The organism is Acidocella sp. (genome assembly GCF_027352905.1).
In the GTDB taxonomy this organism is placed as follows: domain Bacteria; phylum Pseudomonadota; class Alphaproteobacteria; order Acetobacterales; family Acetobacteraceae; genus Acidocella.
Genome location: NZ_DAIEIF010000003.1, coordinates 25,890 through 49,091, shown reverse-complemented (window position 1 = coordinate 49,091; position 23,202 = coordinate 25,890). Strand labels below are relative to the sequence as shown.

General features: G+C 65.1%; 20 protein-coding genes and 1 pseudogene. 8 read left to right on the top strand and 13 right to left on the bottom strand.

From position 1 onward, the window contains the following. Together M7H45_RS00370 and M7H45_RS00365 are read right to left on the bottom strand one after the other, a co-directional pair. The coding region (locus tag M7H45_RS00370; RefSeq protein WP_298213557.1) for an alcohol dehydrogenase catalytic domain-containing protein at positions 1-950 on the bottom strand (950 nt) is incomplete at its 3' end. A gap of 38 nt (positions 951-988) precedes the next feature. Continuing rightward, positions 989-2,392 (bottom strand): aldehyde dehydrogenase family protein, encoded by a 1,404-nt coding sequence (locus M7H45_RS00365; protein WP_298213555.1) that lies wholly within the window; start codon positions 2,390-2,392, stop codon positions 989-991. Between the two features lie 170 nt (positions 2,393-2,562). Here M7H45_RS00365 and M7H45_RS00360 point away from each other — a divergent pair, with 170 nt between their 5' ends. The 6 genes from M7H45_RS00360 to M7H45_RS00335 all read left to right on the top strand — a co-directional run bounded on the left by M7H45_RS00360 (position 2,563) and on the right by M7H45_RS00335 (position 10,021). Beyond that, positions 2,563-3,492: a helix-turn-helix domain-containing protein gene (locus tag M7H45_RS00360; protein ID WP_298213553.1), complete on the top strand. Its 930-nt coding sequence runs from the start codon at positions 2,563-2,565 to the stop codon at positions 3,490-3,492. A 77-nt stretch (positions 3,493-3,569) separates the two neighbouring features. Then, positions 3,570-5,060 carry a basic amino acid/polyamine antiporter gene (locus tag M7H45_RS00355; RefSeq protein WP_298213551.1) on the top strand — a complete coding sequence of 497 codons (1,491 nt, stop codon included), beginning with the start codon at positions 3,570-3,572 and terminating at the stop codon, positions 5,058-5,060. A gap of 46 nt (positions 5,061-5,106) precedes the next feature. Further along, the gene (locus M7H45_RS00350) at positions 5,107-6,339 is read left to right on the top strand and encodes an arginine deiminase (RefSeq protein WP_298213550.1); all 1,233 of its coding nucleotides are present in this window, start codon (positions 5,107-5,109) and stop codon (positions 6,337-6,339) included. A gap of 10 nt (positions 6,340-6,349) precedes the next feature. After that, entirely contained in the window at positions 6,350-7,345 is a 996-nt protein-coding gene (gene argF / locus M7H45_RS00345) for an ornithine carbamoyltransferase (RefSeq protein ID WP_298213548.1), read from the top strand. After that, positions 7,345-8,250, top strand: coding sequence for a carbamate kinase (arcC, locus tag M7H45_RS00340; RefSeq protein WP_298213546.1), 906 nt, complete (start codon positions 7,345-7,347; stop codon positions 8,248-8,250). The genes argF and arcC overlap by 1 nt, the downstream gene beginning before the upstream one ends. A gap of 73 nt (positions 8,251-8,323) precedes the next feature. Next, on the top strand, positions 8,324-10,021 hold the full coding sequence (locus M7H45_RS00335) for a PAS domain-containing methyl-accepting chemotaxis protein (protein ID WP_298213544.1): 1,698 nt from the start codon (positions 8,324-8,326) through the stop codon (positions 10,019-10,021). A 12-nt stretch (positions 10,022-10,033) separates the two neighbouring features. On the opposite strand, the gene M7H45_RS00330 is transcribed toward M7H45_RS00335, so the two are convergent. From M7H45_RS00330 to M7H45_RS00300, 7 genes and pseudogenes are all read right to left on the bottom strand, one after another. Continuing rightward, positions 10,034-10,795: a VOC family protein gene (locus M7H45_RS00330; protein WP_298213542.1), complete on the bottom strand. Its 762-nt coding sequence runs from the start codon at positions 10,793-10,795 to the stop codon at positions 10,034-10,036. After that, positions 10,770-11,684, bottom strand: coding sequence for an SMP-30/gluconolactonase/LRE family protein (locus M7H45_RS00325; RefSeq protein WP_298213540.1), 915 nt, complete (start codon positions 11,682-11,684; stop codon positions 10,770-10,772). Before M7H45_RS00325 ends, M7H45_RS00330 begins: the two co-directional genes overlap by 26 nt. Continuing rightward, a complete protein-coding gene (locus M7H45_RS00320; RefSeq protein ID WP_298213539.1) occupies positions 11,681-12,109 on the bottom strand; it encodes a cupin domain-containing protein in 429 nt (142 codons plus the stop codon). Before M7H45_RS00320 ends, M7H45_RS00325 begins: the two co-directional genes overlap by 4 nt. A gap of 17 nt (positions 12,110-12,126) precedes the next feature. Beyond that, a complete protein-coding gene (locus M7H45_RS00315) occupies positions 12,127-12,588 on the bottom strand; it encodes a DoxX family protein (protein ID WP_298213537.1) in 462 nt (153 codons plus the stop codon). Next, entirely contained in the window at positions 12,585-14,165 is a 1,581-nt protein-coding gene (locus M7H45_RS00310; protein WP_298213535.1) for a GMC oxidoreductase, read from the bottom strand. Before M7H45_RS00310 ends, M7H45_RS00315 begins: the two co-directional genes overlap by 4 nt. Next, positions 14,137-15,947 (bottom strand): annotated as a pseudogene (locus tag M7H45_RS00305) (glycoside hydrolase family 15 protein). Before M7H45_RS00305 ends, M7H45_RS00310 begins: the two are co-directional and overlap by 29 nt. A 1-nt stretch (position 15,948) precedes the next feature. Next, entirely contained in the window at positions 15,949-16,797 is an 849-nt protein-coding gene (locus M7H45_RS00300; RefSeq protein ID WP_298213533.1) for a glucose 1-dehydrogenase, read from the bottom strand. A gap of 240 nt (positions 16,798-17,037) precedes the next feature. On the opposite strand from M7H45_RS00300, the gene M7H45_RS00295 reads away from it, so the two are divergent. Together M7H45_RS00295 and M7H45_RS00290 are read left to right on the top strand one after the other, a co-directional pair. Next, complete coding sequence (locus M7H45_RS00295) at positions 17,038-17,433, top strand: hypothetical protein (RefSeq protein ID WP_298213531.1); 396 nt, start codon at positions 17,038-17,040, stop codon at positions 17,431-17,433. A gap of 627 nt (positions 17,434-18,060) precedes the next feature. Further along, entirely contained in the window at positions 18,061-18,729 is a 669-nt protein-coding gene (locus M7H45_RS00290; protein WP_298213529.1) for an FRG domain-containing protein, read from the top strand. A 334-nt stretch (positions 18,730-19,063) separates the two neighbouring features. Here the strand turns inward: M7H45_RS00290 and M7H45_RS00285 are convergent, their stop codons facing one another. The 4 genes from M7H45_RS00285 to M7H45_RS00270 all read right to left on the bottom strand — a co-directional run bounded on the left by M7H45_RS00285 (position 19,064) and on the right by M7H45_RS00270 (position 23,115). Continuing rightward, positions 19,064-19,441 carry a hypothetical protein gene (locus tag M7H45_RS00285; RefSeq protein WP_298213527.1) on the bottom strand — a complete coding sequence of 126 codons (378 nt, stop codon included), beginning with the start codon at positions 19,439-19,441 and terminating at the stop codon, positions 19,064-19,066. A 33-nt stretch (positions 19,442-19,474) separates the two neighbouring features. Then, entirely contained in the window at positions 19,475-20,029 is a 555-nt protein-coding gene (locus M7H45_RS00280) for a hypothetical protein (RefSeq protein ID WP_298213525.1), read from the bottom strand. Positions 20,030-20,332: 303 nt separating this feature from the next. Beyond that, on the bottom strand, positions 20,333-21,919 hold the full coding sequence (serA, locus tag M7H45_RS00275) for a phosphoglycerate dehydrogenase (protein WP_298213523.1): 1,587 nt from the start codon (positions 21,917-21,919) through the stop codon (positions 20,333-20,335). A 26-nt stretch (positions 21,920-21,945) separates the two neighbouring features. Further along, positions 21,946-23,115 (bottom strand): phosphoserine transaminase, encoded by a 1,170-nt coding sequence (locus tag M7H45_RS00270; protein WP_298213521.1) that lies wholly within the window; start codon positions 23,113-23,115, stop codon positions 21,946-21,948. Positions 23,116-23,202: the final 87 nt, after the last annotated feature.

Genomic DNA, 23,202 nt, shown 5'->3' with positions numbered 1-23,202 from the left:
GGGTTGAGCCGCTTGGTAGAGATGAGCGCCAGCAACCCGGCATAATCCGGATGCGGGTTGCCGATACTGCCGGCGAATTCCAGCTCCATCGCCGTGATCATATCAACCGGCAGGGTTACCATTCCCGCCTCGGCCTTGGTGGTAAGGCCGATCTGCACGTGGCGACCGCCGCGCCGCAAGGAAAGAACGGAATTGAGCACCGTGGCGCCGATGCCCAGCGCATCGATCGAAGCATGAGCGCCGCCCTTGGTGATTTCCTTGATCGCCTCCGGCACGTTGTTGCTTTTGCCGTTGACAACCGCGACCGCGCCCTCCTGTTTGGCTCTTGCCAGCTTGGCGTCGTCGATATCCACTGCGATGACGTTCTTGCCCAAAGCCGCCGCCACCTGCACGGCGGACAGGCCGACGCCGCCCACGCCCTGCACGGCCAGCCAATCTCCCGGCTTGCCGTTGGCCCGCACCACGCCGTGATAGGCGGTCATGTACCGACAGCCGATGGCGGCGGCGGTCTTGGCATCCACCCCCTCCGGCAGAGCGATGAGGTTGAAGTCCGCGTTGCGGACCAGGACATATTGGGCGTAGCCCCCGTTATAGCCGGTGGTGAACCCAAAAATGAGGAGATTCTCGCAGATATTGGGCCGGCCCTCCAGGCAATATTGGCAGCGGCCGCAGGCGGAATGAAAAGGCACGGTGACCGCATCGCCCTTTTTGAACTTCCTCACATTCGCGCCCATCTCCTCGACCGCGCCGCCTATTTCATGGCCGGGCGTGATCGGCAGATCCGGAGCGATGCCAATCCATGACCCATCCCCTTGCCAGGCATGCCAGTCCGAGCGGCAGATGCCGCAGGCCTCGACCTTGAGTACCACGTCGTCCGGGCCAGGGGTGGGCTTGGGAATATCCTTGATTTCCAGCGCTTCGCAATGCCGGGTGAGAATGGCGGCTTTCATGGGGCTTTCCTTCCTTTGTTTGTTATGCGAGCGCCGAGTTAGAGCGCCTCGTTGATGACATGGACCTGGGTGAATTCGGCCAGGCCTTCCTCGGCCAGCTCCACCCCGAGGCCGGATTGCTTGGCGCCGCCGAAGGGAATGTTGGGGCCGAAATCGAGATGCTTGTTGATCCAGGCGGTGCCGGTTTCCATCTGCAGGGCGATCTCGCGCGCCTTCTGCCGGTCGCTGCCCCAGACCGAGCCGCCCAGCCCCCAGGGCGAGGCGTTGGCGCGTTTCAGCGCGTCCTCCGGATCGGCGTATTTGACGACGGGCAGGACCGGGCCGAACTGCTCCTCCGCCACCAGGCGGGAGGTATCGTCGATATCGGCGACGATGGTGGGGCGGATGAAATAGCCGGGCCGGTCCTCGACCTCACCGCCGGCGACGATGCGCCCATCCTTGCGCGCGACCTCAAGATAATCCTTGATCTTCTCGTATTGCATGCGGTTCTGCAACGGGCCGATGGTGGTGCCCTGGTGGAGGCCGCTATCCACCACCGCGGCGTTGGCGAGCGCGGCCAGGCGGTCCACCACCTGGTCATAGATGGATTCATGCACATAGGCCCGCTTGATCGCGAGGCAGACCTGGCCGGCATTCATGAAGGCGCCGCCGAAAATGCCGGGCGCCACGGTCTCCGGGTCGGCGCCAGGCAGGACGATGGCGGCGTCGTTACCGCCGAGTTCAAGGGTGATACGCTTGAGCGTGCTGGCGGCGGCGGCCATCACCTTCTTGCCGGTGGCCGAGGAGCCGGTGAAGGAGATCTTGGCCACATCCGGATGCTGGGTGAGATAGGCGCCGAGATCGTTCTGGTCCGTGACGATGTTGACCACGCCGGGCGGGAAGATCTCCGCCATGATCTCGCCCAACCGCAACGAGGTGAGCGGGGTGGTGGGGGCGGGCTTGATGACCACCGTGTTGCCCGCGATGAGCGCCGCCGGCACCTTGAAGGTGAGCAGGAGCACGGGGAAGTTCCAGGGAATGATCGCGCCGACCACGCCGAGCGGCAGGCGGTGAACCTCGACCCGGCGGGTCTCGTTATCCTCCAGCGTCTTCACCTGGAGATCGAGGCTCGCCATCGAGCGGATGAAGGCCCCGGAATAGATGATCTCGGCCGTGGCCTCGGCGATGGGCTTGCCCTGCTCCTCCGTCAGCAGCCGGGCCAGCTCCTCCTGCCGCGCCTCGATCCGGTCGGCCAGGGTCATCAGCATCGCCCGCCGCTCCTCCACCTTGCGGCGGGACCAGGCCGGAAAGGCGGCCTTGGCGGCCTTGACCGCCTGATCCATCTGCTGCTCCGAGCCGCGCGGGCAAATGGCGAGAACCTGTTCCGTCGCCGGATTGACGACCTCCATGGTGCTGGCGCCATCCACCAGCTTGCCATCGATGAGTAATTTATAGTCGGACATGTTTTCCCCTTCGCTTCGTGATCGTTGAGACTGAAAGCCTAGTCCGGCGCCCCCGGCCCTGGCTTGGACTTTTCCGCCAAACGGCATGGCGGGACGCCGTTATTGAATTGCCGCCGGATTTGGATGATGATGCGGGGGAAAACGCCTGACACCAGCATCCGGGTGAGGAAATGCTTTTCGAGGCATGGAATGACAGCCTCCGGACCATTTGCGGCCATTACCAGGCCATTCCGCGCCAGGGGCAGCGCCATGTCGCCGGGTATTTCCGGCGGCGGAGCCTGCGGGGCCTCGATGTCGCCGATTTCTGTTGCGATATCAGGCATATAAACCGGACCCTGCGCGACGTCCGCCAGGACGACATGGAATATTTCTATTTGTTGATGCAGATTTCCGGACAGGCGCGGATCGAGCAGGGCGAGGAGCGCGCCATATTGGAGCCGGGCCAGCTATATCTTCTCGATTCGACCAGGCCGGTGGCGATCAGCTTCGGCGAGGAGGCGGCGCATTGCCTCTCGGTGCATCTGCCGCGCGGGGTGTTCTTGCACGAGACGCCGGCGCCGTTCCGCCCCGGCCCCTGCCCCGCCCCGGCCTCTTTTCTCGCCCGGCGGCTTTGGGCCTGCGCCGCGGCGCTCGGCCCGCCGGGCCAGGAGACGGCCCGGGACGACCCCGCCTCCATTCTCAGCCTCGCCCGCATGGCCTTCCAGGCCGGCAGCCCGGACGGGCGGGAGAGCCTGCGCCGCCAGCCGCCCGGCCTGCGCTATGAATACGCGGTGCGGGAGATGGAGGCCGAGATCGCCAACCCGGAGCTGGATCTCGCCTGGCTGGCGGCGCGCACCGGCGTCTCCCCCCGGCAGCTGGAGCGGGATTTCCAGGCCCACGACCATAGTTTCGTCGGGCTGTTGCGCGAGAAGCGGCTGAAGCTGGCGCGGGAGCTGATAGACCTTGCCCTGCGCCGCCGGGCGGAGCCGCGCATCACCGAGATCGCCTTTTCCGCCGGGTTCCGCGATATTTCCAATTTCAACCGCGCCTTCCGCCAGCGCTACGGCCACACGCCCAGCGCCTATGCCGCGAGCCGCCGCGGCCAGAGCGCCGCCCGCTGATTGATTGATACGGATCAAGGCGGCCCGGCGCCGGGCGCGCTAACTGAGCCGGCATAATCATACAGTGGAGGAGTGCCATGCCTGCCGATTCAAGCCCACCCGCCCTGCCCCGCCAGCCGGGAACGGGGGCGAGCGCGCACCCGGAAACCCGCAAGCTCGGCCTGTGGATGCTGAGCGGGGTGGTGATCGGCTCGATGATCGGCGGGGGCGCCTTCAACCTGCCCGCCAACATGTCCGGCGCCGCCGCGCTCGGCGCCATCATCATCGCCTGGGTCGTCACCTTCGTCGGCATGTATTTTCTGGCCAATTCCTTCCGCATTCTCGCGGATAAGCGCCCCGATCTCAAAGCGGGGATCTATACCTACGCGCAGGAAGGTTTCGGACGCCTGGCCGGGTTTCTGATGGCCTGGGGGTACTGGCTTTCCTCCGCCTTCGGCAATGTCGCCTTCGCCGTGCTGGTGATGCAGATCCTAGGCTTCTTCTTTCCGGTGTTCGGCAATGGCCAGAACTGGCCCTCCATCATCGGCGGCTCGGTGCTGATCTGGGTGATGTGCGGGATCGTGATGTCGGGCGTCAAGCGCTCGGCGGCGCTCAACACGCTCGCGAGCTGCCTCAACATCACCACCATTCTCACCGCGCTCGTCATCATGGCGGTGTTCGCCCGGTCCGATTATTTCTCCTACGATTTCTGGGGGCATGGCGAGGGGCTGGGCAGCGTCTTCGGCCAGGTGAAGAGCACGATGCTGGTGACCTTGTGGGTGTTCATCGGCATCGAGGGGGCGGTGGTGATCTCGGACCGGGCGCGCGACATGTCCCAGGTCGGCCTCGCCACCTTCATCGGGCTGGGGGTCTGCACGGTTTTATATTCGCTCCTCTCGATCCTGCCCTTCGGCCTCATGCACCAGAAGGAGCTGGCCGGGCTGGCCAACCCCTCCGCCGCCTATGTGCTGGCGGCCGCGGTGGGCAAATGGGGCGCGATCTTCGTCAATGTCGCCTTGCTGATCGCGGTGCTGAGCTGCTGGCTCGCCTGGACGATCCTGTTCGCGGAGCTGCCTTTCGAGGGCGCCAAGGGCGGGGTGTTTCCGCGCTTCCTCGCCCGCGAGAACCGCTTCCACGCCGCCGCGCCCAGCCTGCTGGTTTCGAGCGCGGTGATGCAGGTCATCATGTTCGTCGTGTTGTTCGCGCATAATGCCTGGCTGTGGCTCGTCTCCATCACCGGCGTGATGATCCTGCCACCATATTTCGCCAGCACGCTGTTTCTCGCGGTTTATGCCGGGGGGAGCGGCTATGTGGCGAGCCAGGGCGAGGGACGGCGGACGGCGCTGACCGCCGGGATATTGGGCTCCATCTACGCGCTGTGGATGCTCTATGCCGCGGGACCGAAATTCCTGCTGATGTCCACCATCGTCTTCGCGCTCGGCATTCCGGTGTTCTGGTGGGCGCAGCGGGAGAACCGGCCGGGCCAGCCGCTCTTCAATTCCTATGAGCGGGGCGCGGCGGTGCTGCTGTTCATCGTCGCGGTTGGCGCGGCGGTGCTGTTCGCGCGGGGCGACATCTCGATATCCTGAACTCCGGGCCGCGCCTCTCTCTCATTCGTTACAGAGGAGATCTATCATGAGCGAATCCGTGCCCGATCCCGGCGTGTTCTCCGAGGTGGGGAAATTGCGCGAGGTGCTGGTGCACCGGCCCGATCTCAGCCTGACCCGCCTGACGCCGGCCAATTGCCACGAGCTTTTGTTCGACGATGTGATCTGGGTGAAAAAGGCACGCCAGGAGCATGACGCCTTCGTGGACGCGCTGCGCGAGCGCGGCGTGCAGGTGATGGAGTTTGGCGCGGCCCTGGCGGAGACGATGGCGATTCCCGCCGCGCGGGCCTGGCTGCTGGACAAGCGGCTGGAGGCGGCCGAGGCGGGCAGCCCCGACGAGGAGTTGCGCGCCTGGCTGGACGGCATACCCGCGCCGCAGCTCGCCGCCTATATGGTGGGCGGCATCGCCCGGGCGGAATTGCCGTTCGCGCCGCGCACGCTCTATGGCATGACCCGCGCGCCGCACGACTTCATTCTGCCGCCCCTGCCCAACCAGCTTTTCACCCGCGACACGAGCTGCTGGGCGGGGGCGGGCGTGTTCGTCAACCCCATGCATTGGCCGGCGCGCCAGCAGGAGGCGGCGAATGTGGCGGCGGTGTATAAATTCCACCCCCGCTTCGCCGCCGCGCGCTTCGAGACCTGGTTCAGCGCGCCGGAGGAGCCGCACGGGCCCATCAGCCTGGAGGGCGGCGATGTGATGCCGCTCGGCCAGGGGGTCGTGCTGATCGGCATGGGCGAGCGCTCCACCCCGCAGGCGGTCTCGCTCTATGCGCGGCGGCTCTTCGCGGCGGGAGCGGCGGAACGGGTGATCGCGGCGCAGATGCCGAGCGACCGCTCCTACATGCATCTCGACACCGTCTTCACCTTTTGCGACCGCGATCTCGTGACGATCTATCCGGACGTGGCCCGGCGGCTGCGGCCCTTCTCGCTCTATCCCGGCAGCCAGAAGGGGGCGCTCAAGATCGTCGAGGAGACGGCGAGTTTCCTCGACACGGTGGCGGAGGCGCTGGGGTTGAAGGCGCTGCGGGTGATCGAGACCGGCGGCGATTCCTACGAGGCCGAGCGCGAGCAATGGGATGACGGCAATAACGTCTTCGCGCTGGAGCCGGGCGTGATCATGGCCTATGACCGCAATGTCTACACCAACACCCTGCTGCGCAAGGCCGGGGTGGAGGTGATCACCCTCGAGGGGGCGGAGCTGGGGCGCGGACGCGGCGGCGCGCATTGCATGACCTGCCCCATCCGCCGCGACGCGATTTAAGGAGACCGATATGACCCATTTGCGTGGCCGCTCCGTGTTGCGGCTGGATGATTTCACCCAGGCGGAAATTCTCGACCTGCTGCGGCTGGGCGCCGAGCTGAAGGCGGCCAAGCGGGGCGGTTACGAGGCCCAGCGGCTCAAGGGCAAAGCGCTCGCCCTGATCTTCGAGAAGGATTCCACCCGCACGCGCTCCGGCTTCGAGGTGGCGGCCTACGACCAGGGCGCGCACGTGACCTATATGGGGCCGAGCGGCAGCCATATCGGCCATAAGGAGAGCGTGAAGGACACCGCGCGGGTGCTGGGGCGCATGTATGACGCGATCGAGTTTCGCGGCTTCGCCCAGGCGGATGTGGAGTTGCTCGCGCGCCATGCCGGCGTGCCGGTTTACAACGGCCTCACCGATTCCGCCCATCCCACCCAGGTGCTGGCGGATTTCATGACCATGCGGGAATTCTGCGACAAGCCGCTGAAACAGGTCAGCTTCGCCTTCATGGGCGATGGGCAGGACAATGTGGCGCTCTCTCTCGCCATGGGGGCGGCCAAGCTCGGCATGAGGATGCGCTTTGGCGCGCCGGAGGCGTTGTGGCCGGCGGCGGAGGACAAGGCGCGGCTGGCGGCGGCGGCGGAGGTGAGCGGGGCGGAGATCCTCTATGAGGCCGACCCGAAACAGGCCGTGCAGGGGGTGGATTTCATCTATACCGATGTCTGGGTCTCCATGGGCGAGGATGACAGCCTGTGGGAAGAGCGGATCAAGCTGCTGCGGCCCTACCAGGTGGATGCGGCGCTGATGCGCGCGGCGGGCAATGACGCGGTGAAATTCATGCATTGCCTGCCCGCCTTCCATAATACCGAGACGGCGGTGGGGCGTGAGATCGAGCGGCGCTTCGGCCTCTCCGCCTTGGAGGTGACGGAGGAGGTGTTCGAATCCCCCGCCTCCATCGTCTTCGACGAGGCGGAGAACCGCATGCATTCGATCAAGGCGATGCTCGTCGCCACGCTGGCGTGATGCGGATCGTCACGGCGCTGGGCGGCAACGCCCTGCTCAAGCGCGGCGAGGCGCCGAGCGCGGCGGCGCAGAAGGCGAATGTGGCGGCGGCGGCGGCGCAGCTCGCGGTGCTCGGCCAGGCCGGGCACCATCTCATCGTCACCCATGGCAACGGCCCGCAAGTGGGGCTGCTCGCCTTGCAGGCCGAGGCCGGGCCGCCCGGCGCGGCGCAGCCCCTGGACGATCTCGACGCGGAGAGCGAGGGCTGGATCGGCTATGTGCTGGAGCAGGAGCTGGCCAACGCGCTGCCCGCGGGGGCGGAGATCGCGACCTTGCTCACCCGGGTGGAGGTGGCGGCGGATGACCCGGCCTTCGCCCGCCCGAGCAAGCCGATCGGCCCGGTCTATGACGAGGCGGCGGCGCGCGCCCTGGCCGCGCAACGCGGCTGGCAAGTGGCGCCGGATGGCAAATTCTGGCGGCGGGTCGTGCCCTCCCCCGCGCCGGTGGCGGTGCTGAACGAGGCCAGCCTGACCCGGCTGGCGGAGGCGGGCGTCGTGGTGGTGTGCGCGGGGGGCGGCGGCATCCCCGTGACGCGGGACGCGGCGGGCAAATGGCGGGGGGTGGAGGCGGTGATCGACAAGGATGCCGCGAGCGCCCTGCTCGCCATCCGCCTGCGGGCGGATTTCTTCATGATGCTGACCGATGTCGAGGCGGTGTATCTGGATTACGGCACCCCGGCCCAGCGCCCCATCCGCCAGGCGCGGCCGGAGGAGCTGGCGGCCCTGCCCTTCGCCGCCGGCAGCATGGGGCCGAAAGTGGCGGCGGCCTGCCGCTTCGCCCGCGAGACGGGCCGCCCCGCCGCCATCGGCCGCTTGCAGGACGCCGCCGCGATTCTGGCGGGAGAGGCGGGCACGCGCATCGTCTGACATCCCGGCGGGCTGGAAAGCTGGGGTTAAACATTTCGCCCTATGAATGAAGAAGAGTTGCGGAGGGCGGGTAATGGCGGCGCGCGGCGTGGTATCGGCATTCAGGGCAAGGGCGGCGATGCGGGCGCTGGCGCGCGCCTTCGCGGTCATCGAATTCGCGCCGGACGGCACGATCCTCGACATTAACGGGAATTTCGCGCGGGTGATGGGCTACAGCAAAGCCGAACTCGCCGGACGGCCCCACCGCGTGCTGCTCACCCCGGAGGAGGCCGCCGACCCCGCCTACAGGGAGTTCTGGCCGAGCCTCGCGGCGGGGGACTTCCATACCGGGGAATATCACCGCATCGCCAAGGATGGGCGGGATGTCTGGCTCCAGGCCTCCTATACCCCGGTGCGCGGGATTGGCGGCAAGGTCAGCCGGGTGCTCAAACTGGCGCTCGACGTCACCAGCCAGCATGAAAAAGCGGCGATGGACGCCAGCATATTGGCGGCCTTCCGCCGCTCCCAGGCCATCATCGAATTCACCGTGGAGGGCGTCATCCTCACCGCCAACGAGAATTTTCTTAAGGTGATCGGCTACGGGCTGGCGGAGATCCAGGGCAGGCATCACCGGATGTTCGTCGACCCCGCCTGCGCGGCCAGCGAGGATTACGCCGCCTTCTGGCGCAGGCTGCGCGAGGGCGAGTTCATTTCCTCCGAGTTTTCCCGCATCGGCAAGGATGGCCGGCAAATCTGGCTGCAGGCCAGCTATAATCCCATATTCGACTCCCGGGGAAGGCTGGTGAAGATCGTCAAGATCGCCAGCGACATCACCCAGCATATGCGCGGCGTGGAAAAACTGGGCGACGCCCTCGCCAACCTGGCCGGGGGGGATTTGAATTACAGGATGGGCGAGGCGCTGATCCCTTCCCTCGACCGGCTGCGCCTGGATTTCAACGCCGCCGCCGAGGCCCTGCGCCAGGCGATGCGCGGCATTTTCGACTCCGCCCGCGCCATCGGCGACCATTCAGGCGCGGTGGCCGGCACGGCCGGACAATTGGCGCAACGCACCGAACGCCAGGCGGCGACGCTGGAACAGACCGCCGCGGCCATGGAGGAGATCAACGTGAGCGCCCGCGACACCGCCGCCACCGCCGAGCGGATGCGCAACGCGGCAGAGGAGGCGAAGGCCGACGCCAGCGCCTCGGGCGGCGTGGTGGCAAGGGCGGTGGAGGCGATGGCCAGGATCGATGAAAGCTCCGCCCAGATCAGCCAAATCATCGGCGTGATCGACGAGATCGCGTTCCAGACCAGCCTGCTGGCCCTGAATGCGGGCGTGGAGGCGGCGCGGGCGGGTGAGGCCGGGCGAGGCTTCGCCGTGGTCGCCACCGAGGTGCGCGCCCTGGCCCAGCGCTCCGCCGAGGCGGCCCGGCAGATCAAAGACCTGATCGGCGCCTCCGGCTTCCAGGTGGCGGCGGGGGTGAAGTCGGTGGGAGACGCCCGGGCGGCGCTGGAACGGATCATCGCCCAGGTCGAGGGCATTGGCGGCGCCATAGCGGGGATCGCCGCCGCCGCCGCCGGGCAATCAGAGGGGGTGGCGCAGGTGAACACGGCCATGAGCCAGATGGACCAGATGACCCAGCAAAACGCCGCCATGGTGGAGGAGGTGGCCGCCGCCGCGCAGAGCCTCGCCCGCGACGGCGCCGAGATTTTGAGCCGCCTCGCCCGCTTCCGGACCGGCGAGGCCGCCGCCCCGGCGAGGCGGGAGCTGGCCCTGGCGGAACGGGGCTGAGCGAAGGGCGGGTTAGCCCCGCTCCGGCGCCAGGAGGATGAGATGCCCATCCGGGTCGCGGCGCAGCCCGGCCGCGCCCGCCGCGATCACCAGCCGGTCCGCCGCGATGTCGTTGGCCGCTGGGGGCGGCGTGGCGATGATCCGGTCATAGCCCAGCAATTCCACCCCCGGCCCCATGGCGCCGCGCAGGGAGACGATGGTGGCCGCCGCGCCGGGAACGCCGTCCAGCCGCTCCTGTTCCGGCCCGCTATTGCGCTGGCGGTGGCGCGGCGCCAGGCCCAGCGCCGTGTAGAAGCGGGTGGAGGCGGCGACATCCGCCGCCGCGATGGCGGAGTGGTCGTACCCCTCCCCCGCCGCGCGTTCGAGATATTCGAGCGGGTGGCCGTCTGGATCGCGGAATTTCCACGCCGTGACGCCGCCGGAGGCAGGCGGCAGCCGCACCGGGCCGCCGCGCGAGACGGGCACCGCCCCCGCCGCCAGGGCCCGGGCGGCGGCGGCCGCGATATCCGGCGTCAACAAGGCGATGTGCTGGAACAGCCGGGCATTGGCCGGAGCCTCCGCCGGGTAGGGGCGGCCCGCCGGCTCGCAGGCCGTGAGTTCGAGGCTCTGGCCGCCGCTGACCAAATGCAGGGAAGTGACGCGCTCCACCTCCAGCAGCGCCGCCAGCGCGGGATCCTGGCGCGGCGGCTCCCGCTGCTGGAAGCCGAGGGCGCAGTAGAACGACGCCAGCCGGGCGAGGTCCGAGACGTTACGGGCGATTCGCAAAAGGCTCATGCGCGCCGCGGGTGTTGGTGTGGAGCGCCAGCAGCCGCGTGCCCGCGCAGAGGAACAGGCGGGAGCGATGGCGGCCGCCGAAGGCGAGGTTGGCGACGGTGCCGCCGGTGTGGATTTTGCCCAGCGTCTCGCCCTCCGGCGAGAGGCAATGCACCCCGTCTCCGGCGCTGCACCAGAGATTGCCCGCCTCATCGCAGGCGATGCCATCCGCGTAGCCGGGGCTGATGCGGGCGAAGACGCGGCCATGGCGGAGATGGCCGTTCTCCTCGACATCGAAGACCCGGATGTGGCGCTCGGTGGCGGGGTCGAACTGGTCGCCGGTTTCGGTCACGTAGAGGCGGCGCTCATCCGGCGAGAAGGCGAGGCCATTGGGGCCAATGAAATCATCGGCGGCGACGGAGAGGCGGCCATCCGGCCCCAGCCGGTAGAGGGCGGGCGGGCGCTCCGATTCCTGCTTGCCGCCCTCGTAATCCGTGGTGATGCCGTAGATGGGATCGGTGAACCAGATGGCGCCGTTGCCCGGCTGGACCGTGACATCGTTGGGGGAATTGAGGCGCTTGCCCGCGAGGCGGTCCGCCAGCACGGTGACGCGCCCGTCCAGCTCGCGCCGGGTGACGGCGCGGCCATGATGCAGGCAGGAGAGAAGCCGGCCCTCACGGTCCCGGGCATGGCCGTTGGCGAAATCCGACGGGGATTGGAAGACGCTGACCTGGCCCGCGCACCAGCGCATGACCCGGTTATTGGGAATGTCGCTGAAGAGGAGCAGCCCGTGATCCGCGAACCAGACCGGCCCTTCCAGCCAACGGCAATTCTCGGCCAGCACCTCGATTTGCGCATTGCCGAGGATGAGGCGGTTGAAGCGGGGGTCGAGGCTCTCTGTGAGGCTCATTTGAAATGGCCGGGCCGGTGGAGGGGCGGCGCGTCGAGCCGCACGCACATCAGCACGCAGGGCGTGTCGCCGATGGTGCCGGAGCGGTGGCCCTGGCGGCCGTTTTGCGCGCGGCAATCCTGGTCCTCGCCCAGATGAAACTCGCCGGGGCCGAATTCGCGGCGGGTGCCATCCATCGCCTCGACCCACCAGCGGCCGGAGACGGGGACGATCCATTGGGGTTTGGGATTTTCGTGCCACTCCCCCACCCAGCCGACGGGCTGCACGGTGAAGACCAGCTCCGACCCGCCGGCGTAGAGCTGATTGTTCCATTGCGGGTCGGCATCCCCCACGCCCTTGAACTCAAAATTTTCAAGGAAGGCCTCGGCGAAATGGCTGACGCCGTTCTCATCCGCCCAGAGATGCCAATAGGGAATGCGGGGCATGGTGGATCCTCACATGGTTACGGTTGGCTGGCCGCCGCATAGGGGGCGGAGGAGAACGGGTGGGCGAGCACGTAGCCGAGCGGCGCCGGGCCGCCGCTGATGACCAGCAGGCCGAGCCCGCCCGCGAGGCCGAGATTTTTGTAGAAATCCCAGAAATGCTGGCGGCCCTCGCCTGGGTTGCGCCAATAGCCGGGAAATTTCCAATAAGGGTGGTAGAGGATGGCGGTGACGACGCAGAACCCGGCGAGGATGAACGCCGCCAGCCGGTCGTGCCAGCCGATGATGATGCAGATGGCGGTGACCGCCTCGACCAGCATGCCGAGGATGAGCAGGCAGGCGGGACAGGGAACCGGCGCGCTGCTGGCCTGCTGCATCGCCTCCCCCCAATGGGCCACCTTGTCCCAGGCGGAGGGCAGGAACATGCAGACGAGCAGCACGCGCGCGATGAGGTCCGGCAAGACATGGGTGATGAAATTCATGCCAGCCTCTCCTCCACATGGGCGGCGACGCGCAGCGCGTTGGCGATGATGGTGAGGGTGGGGTTGACCGCGCCGATGGAGGGAAAGAACCCCGCATCCACGGCGTAGAGATTGTCGATCTCATGGGCCTTGCAGTTGAGATCCAGCACCGAGCTGGCGGGGTCCTGGCCGAAGCGGAGCGTGCCCGCCTGGTGGGAGGTGCCCGCGAGCGGCACGGGCTTGAAAAAGAAGGCCAGCCTGTCCCGGCCGAAGCCATAGGCCTGGGAGAGGACGCGGATGGTCTCCCGCCGCAGAAGCCGGTGGGCGCGCGCATTGGTCTCCCGCACCTCCAGCCGGACCTTGCCGTCACGGTAAAAAACGCGGTTTTCCGGCAGGGGCACATCCTCGCTGGAGAGCCAGAAATCCATGGCGTGGCGGGCGAGCCAGTTGAAGGGCGGGCGCGGCAGCCATTGCAGCCAGGGCGGCAGGATCTCGCTCATGATCTGGCCGGGATGGACCTTGGCGCACATCTGCACGAGGCCGAGGGGGTAGGGATAATCCGCGTGCTTCCCGCCGAAATAGAAATCCGAGAAGGCCAGGGTTTTCTGGAACACGCCCTCATTGGGCCAGCGCAGCAGCGCCATCAGCACCGATTGGTTGTGGCGCATGTAATTGCGCCCGACCTGGCCGGAGCGGTTGGCGAGGCCATCCGGATGCGCCGCGTTGGCGGAGCGCAAAAAGAGCAGGGCCGAGGAGAGCGCCCCGCAGGCGGAGACGACGATATCCGCGGTGAGCGTTTCCGCCTCGCCATGGGTGACGACTTCCACCCCCGTGACCCGGCGCCCCTGGGCATCCGTGAGCAGGCGGCGGGCATAGCTTTGCGTGCGCAGGCTGAGATTGGGGTAGCGCTCCAGGGCCGGGTCCACGCACATGACCTGGGCGTCGGCCTTGCCATTGAGCAGGCAGGGAAAGCCATCGAAGGCGTCGCAGCGTATGCACACGCTGCGCGGGGCGGGCAGGCCGCTATGCTCGCGCAGCCTGATGCCGAGGGGCAGATGAAACGGGTGCAGCCCGGCCTTGCCGAGCCGCCGATCGAGATCCTCGATGACCGGGTCATGGGAGACGGGCGGATGGGGGAAGGCTTTGCGGGAGGGTTCGAGCGGGTCCTCCCCCGCCAGGCCATGCACCTCGAACAAGGCTTCCGCCTCGTCATACCAGGGGGCGAAATCCTGATAACCGAGCGGCCAGGCGGGGGAGACGCCGTCTTCATGGCGGATCTCGCCGAAATCCTTCTCGCGCAGCCTTAATAAGGCCGCGCCGTAAACCTTGGAATTGCCGCCGACGAAATAATGGAGACCGGGATGGAAAGGGCGGCCGCGCTCATCCTCCCAGACCTCGTCGGCCTGGTATTCATTTTTGAGAAAGACGTGATCCGCGCTCCAGTTTTTCTGCGAGCGCGGCAGATAATCGCCACGCTCGAGAATCAAGATCTTCTTGCCGCTGGCGGCGAGGCGCTGGGCGAAGCTGGCGCCGCCCGGCCCGGAGCCGATGACGATGACATCGTAATGCTCAGGCACGGGCGGCCTCGGACGGGGCATCGGCCCGTTGCGCCGCCGGACCCTCGCTCTTGACGAGGTTATAGGCCGTGTTGATCAAGGCGATGTGGGTGAAGGCCTGCGGGAAATTGCCGACCTGCCGCTTGAGATGGGGATCGTATTCCTCCGCCAGCAAGCCGACATCGTTGCGCAGCGATAAGAGCCGCTCGAAAAGAATTTGCGCCTCGGCCCGCCGGCCGAGCAGAACGTAATTATCCGCCAGCCAGAAGCTGCAGGCGAGGAAGGCGCCTTCTCCCGCCGGCAGCCCGTCCGCCCCGGTTTCCGTGCGGTAGCGCAGCACGAAACCGTCCTGCAGAAGCTCATCTTCGATCGCCTTCACCGTGCCGGCGACGCGGGGGTCCTCAGGCGGCAGGAAACCGGTGAGGGCGATGAGCAGCAACGCCGCGTCCACCGTTTTCCGCCGTAATATTGAACGAAGCTGTTGCGCTCGCGGTCAAAGCCTTGCTCGCAAACCTGGGCGTGAATCTCGGCGCGGATTTTTTCCCAGCTTTCCGCCGGGCCGGGATGGTTGAATTCCCGCACCATGCGGATCGCGCGGTCGAACGCGACCCAGGCCATGATTTTGGAATGGGTGAATTGCCGCCGCCCGCCGCGCATCTCCCAAATGCCGTCATCCGGCTGGTCCCAGATTTTGGCGAGATGGTCGAGCAGTTCGAGAACGACGTTCCAGGCGTCTTTTTCCTCCGGCAGGCCCTTTTGCCGCGCGAAATAGAGGGCATCGAGAACCTCGCCGTAAATATCGAGCTGGATCTGGCCGGACGCGGCATTGCCGATGCGCACCGGGGCGGAGTTTTCATAGCCCGGCAGCCAGGGCACGTCCCATTCATGCAGCCAGCGGGCGCCATCCACCCGGTACATGATCTGCAATTGCTCGGCCGAGCCGGCGATGGCGCGGGTGAGCCAGTGCCGCCATCTCTTCGCCTCCTCGATATAATTGGATTCGAGCAGGGCATAGAGGGTGAGCGTGGCGTCGCGCAGCCAGCAATAGCGGTAATCCCAATTGCGGGGGCCGCCGATTTGTTCCGGCAGTGAGGTGGTGGCCGCCGCGACGATGCCCCCTGTCTCGAAATGGGCGAGGGCCTTGAGGGTGAGGAGCGAGCGGGCCACCGCCTCGCTATATTTGCCCGCGCCGGGAAAGCGCGCCGCCCAGCCCTTCCATTGATTCTCGATATCGTTCAGCGTTTCCGCCAGATCGATGGGCGGCGGCACCGCCCGGTAGGAAAGGGACCAGCCGAGAACGAAATCCAGCGTCTCGCCCTCGCTGATGGTGAAACGGGCCTCGCTGCGCAGATCGTGGCCATGGAAGTCCACCGGGCTTTGCAGCACCAGCATGTCCGGCCCGACCACGAACTTGACCCGGCCATCCGGCAGGCGGCTGGCCCAGGGCACCGAGGCCCCGTAATCGAAACGGATGACCAGGTTGGCCTCCATTTCCACCGCGCCGCTGGTGCCGGTGACGCGGCGGAGAAGGTAGGAGCGCCCCTCCTCCCGGCTCATGAAATCGGTGACCGTGACCGAGCCCGTCTCCGTCTCGAAACAAGTTTCGAGAATCAGTGTTTCATCCCGGTATTGCCGGCAGCTCTCATGGGGGCCGGCCGGGGCGATCCGCCAGCGGCCATGCGACTCATCCCCCAGCAAGGCCGCGAAGCAGGCCCCGGAATCGAAGCGCGGCATGCAAAGCCAGTCCACCGAGCCGTTACGGCCCACCAGCGCCGCGGTCTCGCAATTGCCGATGACCGCGTAATCCTCGATTTTGAGCGTCATCTCAACCCCCGGTCGCGAAGCCGGGATAGAGCGTCATGCCGCCATCCACGTAGAGCGTGGCGCCGGTGACGTAATCCGAATCATCCGAGAGCAGCCAGGCGACGGCGCGGGCGATGTCATCCGGCTCGCCGATGCGGCCATTGGGGATGAGCTTGAGCAGGGCCTGATACGCCTCCGGCGTCGCCCAGGCATCGTGGTTGATGGGGGTGCGGATGGCGCCGGGCGCCACAGCGTTGACGCGGATATGCAGGGGCGCGACCTCCTGGGCGATGCTGCGCATCATCATGTTGATGCCCCCCTTGGAGGCCGCGTAATTGACGTGCCCGCCCCAGGGAATCACCTGATGCACCGAGCTCATGCAGACGATCTTGCCGAGGGCGATGGTGATGTCTTCCTGCGGGCCGCGGCGCTTGAACTCCCGCACGGCGGCCCTGGTGGTGAGAAACTGGCCGGTGAGGTTGACGGCCATGACCGTGTTCCATTGTTCGAGCGTCATCTCCGTGAAGCCCGAATCCCGTTGCAGCCCGGCATTGCTGACCACGGCGTGAAGCGTGCCGAATTCCCGCAGGGCGGTGGCGAACATCTGCTCCACCGCGTCTTCCTGGGCGACATCCGCCGCGATGGTAAGGGCGCGGCGGCCAAGCGCGGTGATCTCCTGCGCGACCTCCTCCGCCCCGGCGGCGGGGCCGATATAATTGATGACGACATCCGCGCCGGCGCGGGCGAGGCCGAGGGCGGTGGCGCGGCCGATGCCGGAACTCGCCCCGGTGACGAGGGCCTTATGGCCGGTGAGGGTTTGCGCGTAAGGGCGCTGAGCGAGCCGCGCCGCCGGGCTGTTTGTATCTGTCACACTACCCCCGTTTGGATGATGCCTGGGGTTTACATGGGCGGCGGAGGCCCCATTCCAATGGGTTTCAGCCATGCAAAAGCGGGAGGGGTGGCGCCCGGCCGGTCCGGATGATGCTTACAGTTTCATGTAAAATAATTACACCGTTTGGCGGGGCCAGCGCCTTCCGCCTTGTGGTCGCTGGTCAATAGCGGGCAGGGTCGGGCGTGGCAGGCTGGCCGCTGGCTTCCCCAGGAAAGCGTTTTGCCGATCGCGGACCACCCATCGTGCAGCTTGAGGGGCGTCGCCAAATCCTATGGCGGCGCGGTGGCGCTGGCGCGGCTCGATCTCACGGTGAGGGCGGGGGAATTTTTTACCCTGCTCGGCCCCTCCGGCGCCGAGGCGGCCCGCTTCGCCCGGCTGGCGGCCGAAGCCTTTTCGCGGCGGTTTCCGCTTGGGCGGGTACCGCTGGGGGCGCGGGTGCGGGCGGAAATCCGCTCCCGCCTGCCGGAGGGGGCGCCGCCGCTGGAGAAACGATTTGATACCGTTATTCCGGCGGCGGGGGCCGTCAATGCCTCCTTGCGTATGTCCCCGGACCGTCTGGCCGAGCTTGTTCAGGGAGAATGGGTGAGGGTGACGCAGGAGCCGGGCCAGGCGTGAATCCTCGCGCCCCTGGTGGGCGCGCGATGATTCCGGCATCGCGCGATCGCTCGACCCCCGCATGCGGCCCGGCTGGACTGAGATCTCAGGATCAACTCCCCTTAAGAGGCTAGCGGGAAGAAGCGGCTGCCCGCGTTTGGGACGAAATGATTTACTTTCCTGGGAATCACCAAGTTTATCGGCGGGATTGCGCCCGCTTTGGTCGTTCCCGAGGGCCGGAAGCCTTCCCGAAAGCGGTCCTTTGGATGGGTGGAGCGTAGCGTAACCCATAAAACAGCCGGGGGCTGGAACAAAGCGATGGGTTACACTACGGTCCACCCATCCTTGCTACGCTTGCTGTTGATCTGCCGACGAATTCTTGACCAATTATTGTGTGCATTTATAATAGGTACGCAATCCCTAGTTTCGGCTTGTGCGTTCGGAGGGTCGTGTCTTCTTCTTTTTTACTGATAACCAACCAACAATCAAACGTTTGTCTGATTTTGTTTCATTCGTTCAAAATCGCGAACAAAAAAAGAATTATGTTATCGTGTATAGAGGCCATGGAAACATCAAGTGGGAAACCAGTCCGTCACTATTTAGAAATAAAAAGCTTTATTCCTCCGAAAATCAATCCTGCGATCGCTTTTGGCCTCTCAGCCTGACAGCTTTCTGGATGATCAGTCTACATTAGAAAAACTTGCGCGGATGCAGCATTTCTCTCTTCCGACTCGTTTACTCGACGTCACATGGAACCCTCTCGTAGCACTTTATTTTTGTGTTAAGGACGAACAAAACTCAGACGGCGATGTCGTTGTTATTGGCGTTAGCCGTAATGATGATAAATTTTTTGACAGTGATACGGCTAGTTGCGTTGCTAATCTCGCATATATGAATCCTCGGGAACGGAATGCCATTAGACACGCGCCAGATATGAAAAATTTTGACGGGAGCGAAGGCAAGGTTCGAAGTTTCAATGAGGAAAAAGAGGTGAGTCGACTCCTGCATTTTGTTAAATCTGAAAAGCCTTACTTCTCACCTGAGATCATTCCGTCCGACCTGAAACGAAATTTGCTGGTGAGACCAAAGCTCAATAACAGGCGAATAGTTGCGCAAAATGGTGCGTTCATACTGTTTGGCCTCAGGCATGAATCATTGGAAAAAAATCCTGATAATTTCAAGATTGATAAAATTAGAATCGAAGCAAAACACAAACGTGACCTTCAGAAAGAATTAGATCTTTTCGGCTTCAATGATCAAGCTATGTTCTCCGAACTCGAGAGTGCTTCAAAATATATTCGTTCCAAGTTTGGATGATTTCAAGAAAGTCGAATATATCTGACATTTCCCATATGAGCGGTCAATCCGGTGCCTATTGACGGCGGGATAGCCTGATCCCAGCCCTATCGGAAGGCGGAATGTCGTGACGACCGTGTCCGCCGCGGCAAATTCGCCACCCTGACTGCCATGATCGCCCCCGACAGCGCGATTTCCGGCCATTTCGTCCCACGGTGGACGCACGTCTCCTGTCGCTCGCCGGGTGCCGATGACCTCGGCCGTCAACACGGTGCTGGTTCTCGTGGTCGCAGGTCGTCGATCATGCCAAGGATACGGCGGAACAGGTCGCGCGGCACCGCCACCTCGGCCACTTTCATTTCGCGCATGCCGTTGCCAATGTCTCCCCGGCGGATCGCGCCGCCCGCAATTTGCCGGTATCGTTGAAAAGCAGAGCGAAATCCTGCGTCGGCCCCATGCTTATCATCAATATTTTATCGGTGGTTTCGTCGGCATTAATGGAAGAGGCCGTCCAATCAATCGACCAATCGTCTTTACCCGACCGGAGATGGGTAACGCAATTTGCCGTGCTCGCCTGGGTGACGACCACCGGGCCATCGAGAGAATAGGCTTTCGCATGGCCGGTGCCGACGGCTTCATCGAAAATCGCCGCCGTGGCGCTTATATCGGTAGCGTCCGCATAGGCAGGCATGGCGCCAAACACCAGCAGAGCCAAACATCCCCATTTACGCATGAGCTTTCCTTTTTTGTGTGAAACCGCGCCGAATCATGATCCCGCCGCGACGGGCTGATAATTCAACATGAGTCTCTCCACGCCTTTCAATAGACGGCGCTGGCTCCAGATCATGAAAACAAGATAGGCGATGCCGAGCGCCGCAACGATGAGGGAGCCCGTGGCCACCCCGACAACCGCCAAGATGATAGCGAGGATGGCGAACCAGGTATATCCCGGAATACAGGCCATCCGGTTGTTGCCGCGCCGGATCGGATTGATCTGGCCGGATGTGTTGTTGTAGACCGCGACATATTCGCCTTTGGTTGGCCCCTTGGTCGAGGCCCAGACCAGGGTAGCCGTCTGACCAGCGCGAAACCCCACTTTGGCCGGGAACTCCAGATTGTCCTCGCGTCCATCAGGACTGCGCAAAAACAAATGCTGGTAATGCGTCGTATGACTTTGGATCTGCGCCTGACCCGTAAAGCTGTTCGAATGACCGGTTACTCTCGTTTCTGAACTGCGCTGATTTTCCAGGATTTCCCCAGTAAACCCGTAAATCTCCAGATTTCGCCATTTGAGATCAACATTTCCTATTTTTGTCGCCATCTTATACCCCTTTTACTAGGGCTTACGCCCTTCCCGTTTCGGTTTAAATATAAATTATGGCTTAAATAAGTGTCTAGAGAAACAATAATTTTTACTCCCAAGGACGAAACATTATGAAACAACAACCTGTCATTCCGTAACATTTTTCCTGGATCGGTTTTGCGGGCCATTTGAGGATGAAGAACGCCCGTTGGCCATCCTGGGGCCGAGCGCATGAGGCCCGAAGACCTATCCTTAAGGTTGAATCGAAGCCGGGGTGATTATTTTTGTCTCCGGCGTGTCCCCCGTGCCGCGGCCGGGGGTTTAAAAACTGAGATTCGTCGCTTGCATCACCAGCGGCAAAGCGCGGACCTTTTCCAGCACTGGCTCGGGGGTCTCGCCATCCGTGGAGACGAGGCAGATCGCGTCCTCTCCCTCGGTGGCGCGGCCGAGGTGGAAGGTGGCGATATTCACGCCCGCCTCCGCGAGAATCATGCCGAAACGGCCGATGAAACCGGGCTTGTCCTTGTTGGTGACATAGAGCATGTGCGGGGCGAAATCGGCCTCGACCTTGATCCCCTTGATCTCCACCAGCCGCGGGCGGCCATTGCCGATCAGCGTTCCCGCCACGGCGCGGGTGCTCTTCTCCGTCGTCACCGAGATGCGGACCAGCGCCTGGTAATCCCCCGTGCGGTCATGCGAGGCCTCGGAGACCTCGATGCCATGGTCGCGCGCCAGAACCGGGGCGTTGACCATATTCACCCCCTCCATCACCGGCGCCAGCAGCCCCGCCAGCGCGGCGGCGTTGAGCGGGCGGTGATTGAGCGGCGCCGCCGCGCCCTCATACTCGATGAGGATGCGGGAGATCGTGCCGTCCTGGGCCTGGGTGAGCTGGCCGGCGAAAGAGCCGAGCAGGCGGCAGAGATCCATATAAGGGCGCAGGCGTGGCGCTTCCTCGGCGGACACGCTCGGCATGTTGAGCGCGTTGACCACCGAGCCGGTGAGCAGGAAATCCGAGATCTGCTCCGCCACCTGCAAGGCGACATTCTCCTGCGCCTCCGCCGTGGCCGCGCCGAGATGCGGGGTGCAGACCACGTTTTCCAGCTCGAAAAGCGGATTCGCGGTCGCGGGCTCCACCTCGAACACGTCGAGCGCCGCCCCCGCGACATGGCCGGAGCGGATGGCCTCATAGAGCGCCGCCTCGTCCACCAGCCCGCCGCGCGCGCAGTTGATGAGGCGCACGCCCGGCTTCATCCTGGCCAGCGCCTCGCGCGAGATCAAATCGCGCGTCGCCTCCGTGAGCGGCGTATGGAGGGTGATGAAATCCGCGCGGGCGAAAATCACGTCCAGCTCCGCCTTCTCGACGCCGAGTTCGACCGCCCGCGCCTCGGTGAGGAAGGGATCGTAGGCCAGCACCTTCATTTTCAGGCCGATCGCGCGGTCCGCGACGATGGAACCGATATTGCCGCAGCCGATGAGCCCCAGCGTCTTCGCGTAAAGCTCGACGCCCATGAACCGGTTCTTCTCCCATTTGCCCGCCTTGGTGGAGGCGGAGGCCTCGGGGATCTGCCGGGCCAGGGCGAACATCATGGCGATGGCGTGCTCGGCGGTGGTGATGGCGTTGCCGTGCGGCGTGTTCATCACCACCACCCCGCGCGAGGTGGCGGCCCTGACATCGACATTATCCACGCCGATGCCGGCGCGCCCGACCACTTTGAGGTTGCGGGCCGCGTCCAGAACCTCCTTGGTGACCTTGGTGGCGGAGCGGATGGCGAGGCCGTCATAATCGCCGATGATCGCCCGCAATTCCGCCGGGGAGAGGCCGGTCTTCACATCCGCCTGGATGCCGCGCGTTTTGAAAATCTCGATCGCCGCCGGCGAGAGCTTGTCGCTGATGAGAACCTTGACCATGGGTATTCCTTGGAGAAATTCGGGGCTCAGCCCTGGGCGAGCGTGTCGATGGCGTAATCGATCCAGGGGAGCAGACGCTCGATGTCGGTGGTTTCCACCGTCGCCCCGCCCCAGATGCGCAGGCCGGGCGGCGCGTCGCGATACGCCCCGGCATCCAGCGCGACGTTTTCCGTCTCCAGCAGCGCCGTCACCGCCTTGGCCGCCTTGGCCTGGCCCTGCGCGTCGAGGGCGGTGAACCAGGGCGCGGCGATGACCAGGCAGATGGAGGTGCAGGAGCGGATCTCCGGCGTCTCGGCCAGAAAAACAATGCGCGGATTGCCCTCCACCCATTTGGCGATGGCGGCGAGATTGGCCTCGGCGCGGGCGATGAGTCCCGGCAGGCCGCCAATGCTCTCGGCCCAGCGCAGCCCGTCCAGCGCATCCTCGACGCATAGCATGGAGGGGGTGTTGATGGTCTCGCCGGCGAAAATGCCCTCGATCAGCTTGCCCTTGGCGGTGAGACGGAAGATTTTGGGCAGAGGCCAGGGGGGGGTGTAGGTGAGCAGCCGCTCCACCGCGCGGGGCGAGAGGGCCAGCATGCCATGCGCCGCCTCACCGCCCAGCACCTTCTGCCAGGACCAGGTGACGACGTCCAACTTGTCCCAGGGCAAGTCCATGGCGAAGGCGGCGGAGGTGGAATCGGCGATGACCAGGCCCTCCCGGTTGGCGGGGATGAAGCCGCCATCAGGAAAGCGCACGCCGGAGGTGGTGCCGTTCCAGGCCAGCACGACGTCGTGGCTGAAATCCACCCGCGAGAGATCAGGCAGGCGGCCATACACCGCCTCGATCACCCTGGCGTTCTTCAGCTGGAGCTGCTTCACCACATCCGTGGCCCAGCCGGAGGAAAAGCTCTCATGCGCCAGCACATCCACCGGGCGCGCGCCCAGCAGGGACCATAAAGCCATCTCCATCGCCCCGGTATCCGAGGCGGGAACGATGCCGAGCAGCCAATCCTCCGGCATGCCGAGCAAAGCGCGGGAGCGGGTGATGACCTCGTGGAGCCGCGCCTTGGGCTCCTTGGCCCGGTGCGAGCGGCCGAGCATCGCGCCTTCCAGCGCCGAGAGGGAATAGCCGGGGCGTTTGGCGCAGGGGCCGGAGGAGAAATGGGGATTGCGCGGACGCAGCACGGGCTTGGCGGCTGGAGAAAAATCAGCCATGAAACATCTCCCTTGCAGAAGAAAAGCGCCCCGGTGGGGGGGCGTGACCCGGTTTGGCCTGTATCGCGTTTCCGCAACCGCCGCAAG

What these genes read in the sequence shown, in the direction of transcription:
- M7H45_RS00365 (WP_298213555.1), bottom strand. Translation starts at nt 2,392, where the DNA reads ATGTCCGACTATAAATTACTCATCGATGGCAAGCTGGTGGATGGCGCC.
- M7H45_RS00360 (WP_298213553.1), top strand. Translation starts at nt 2,563, where the DNA reads ATGCTTTTCGAGGCATGGAATGACAGCCTCCGGACCATTTGCGGCCAT.
- M7H45_RS00355 (WP_298213551.1), top strand. Translation starts at nt 3,570, where the DNA reads ATGCCTGCCGATTCAAGCCCACCCGCCCTGCCCCGCCAGCCGGGAACG.
- M7H45_RS00350 (WP_298213550.1), top strand. Translation starts at nt 5,107, where the DNA reads ATGAGCGAATCCGTGCCCGATCCCGGCGTGTTCTCCGAGGTGGGGAAA.
- argF (WP_298213548.1), top strand. Translation starts at nt 6,350, where the DNA reads ATGACCCATTTGCGTGGCCGCTCCGTGTTGCGGCTGGATGATTTCACC.
- arcC (WP_298213546.1), top strand. Translation starts at nt 7,345, where the DNA reads ATGCGGATCGTCACGGCGCTGGGCGGCAACGCCCTGCTCAAGCGCGGC.
- M7H45_RS00335 (WP_298213544.1), top strand. Translation starts at nt 8,324, where the DNA reads ATGGCGGCGCGCGGCGTGGTATCGGCATTCAGGGCAAGGGCGGCGATG.
- M7H45_RS00330 (WP_298213542.1), bottom strand. Translation starts at nt 10,795, where the DNA reads ATGAGCCTTTTGCGAATCGCCCGTAACGTCTCGGACCTCGCCCGGCTG.
- M7H45_RS00325 (WP_298213540.1), bottom strand. Translation starts at nt 11,684, where the DNA reads ATGAGCCTCACAGAGAGCCTCGACCCCCGCTTCAACCGCCTCATCCTC.
- M7H45_RS00320 (WP_298213539.1), bottom strand. Translation starts at nt 12,109, where the DNA reads ATGCCCCGCATTCCCTATTGGCATCTCTGGGCGGATGAGAACGGCGTC.
- M7H45_RS00315 (WP_298213537.1), bottom strand. Translation starts at nt 12,588, where the DNA reads ATGAATTTCATCACCCATGTCTTGCCGGACCTCATCGCGCGCGTGCTG.
- M7H45_RS00310 (WP_298213535.1), bottom strand. Translation starts at nt 14,165, where the DNA reads ATGCCCCGTCCGAGGCCGCCCGTGCCTGAGCATTACGATGTCATCGTC.
- M7H45_RS00285 (WP_298213527.1), bottom strand. Translation starts at nt 19,441, where the DNA reads ATGCGTAAATGGGGATGTTTGGCTCTGCTGGTGTTTGGCGCCATGCCT.
- M7H45_RS00280 (WP_298213525.1), bottom strand. Translation starts at nt 20,029, where the DNA reads ATGGCGACAAAAATAGGAAATGTTGATCTCAAATGGCGAAATCTGGAG.
- serA (WP_298213523.1), bottom strand. Translation starts at nt 21,919, where the DNA reads ATGGTCAAGGTTCTCATCAGCGACAAGCTCTCGCCGGCGGCGATCGAG.
- M7H45_RS00270 (WP_298213521.1), bottom strand. Translation starts at nt 23,115, where the DNA reads ATGGCTGATTTTTCTCCAGCCGCCAAGCCCGTGCTGCGTCCGCGCAAT.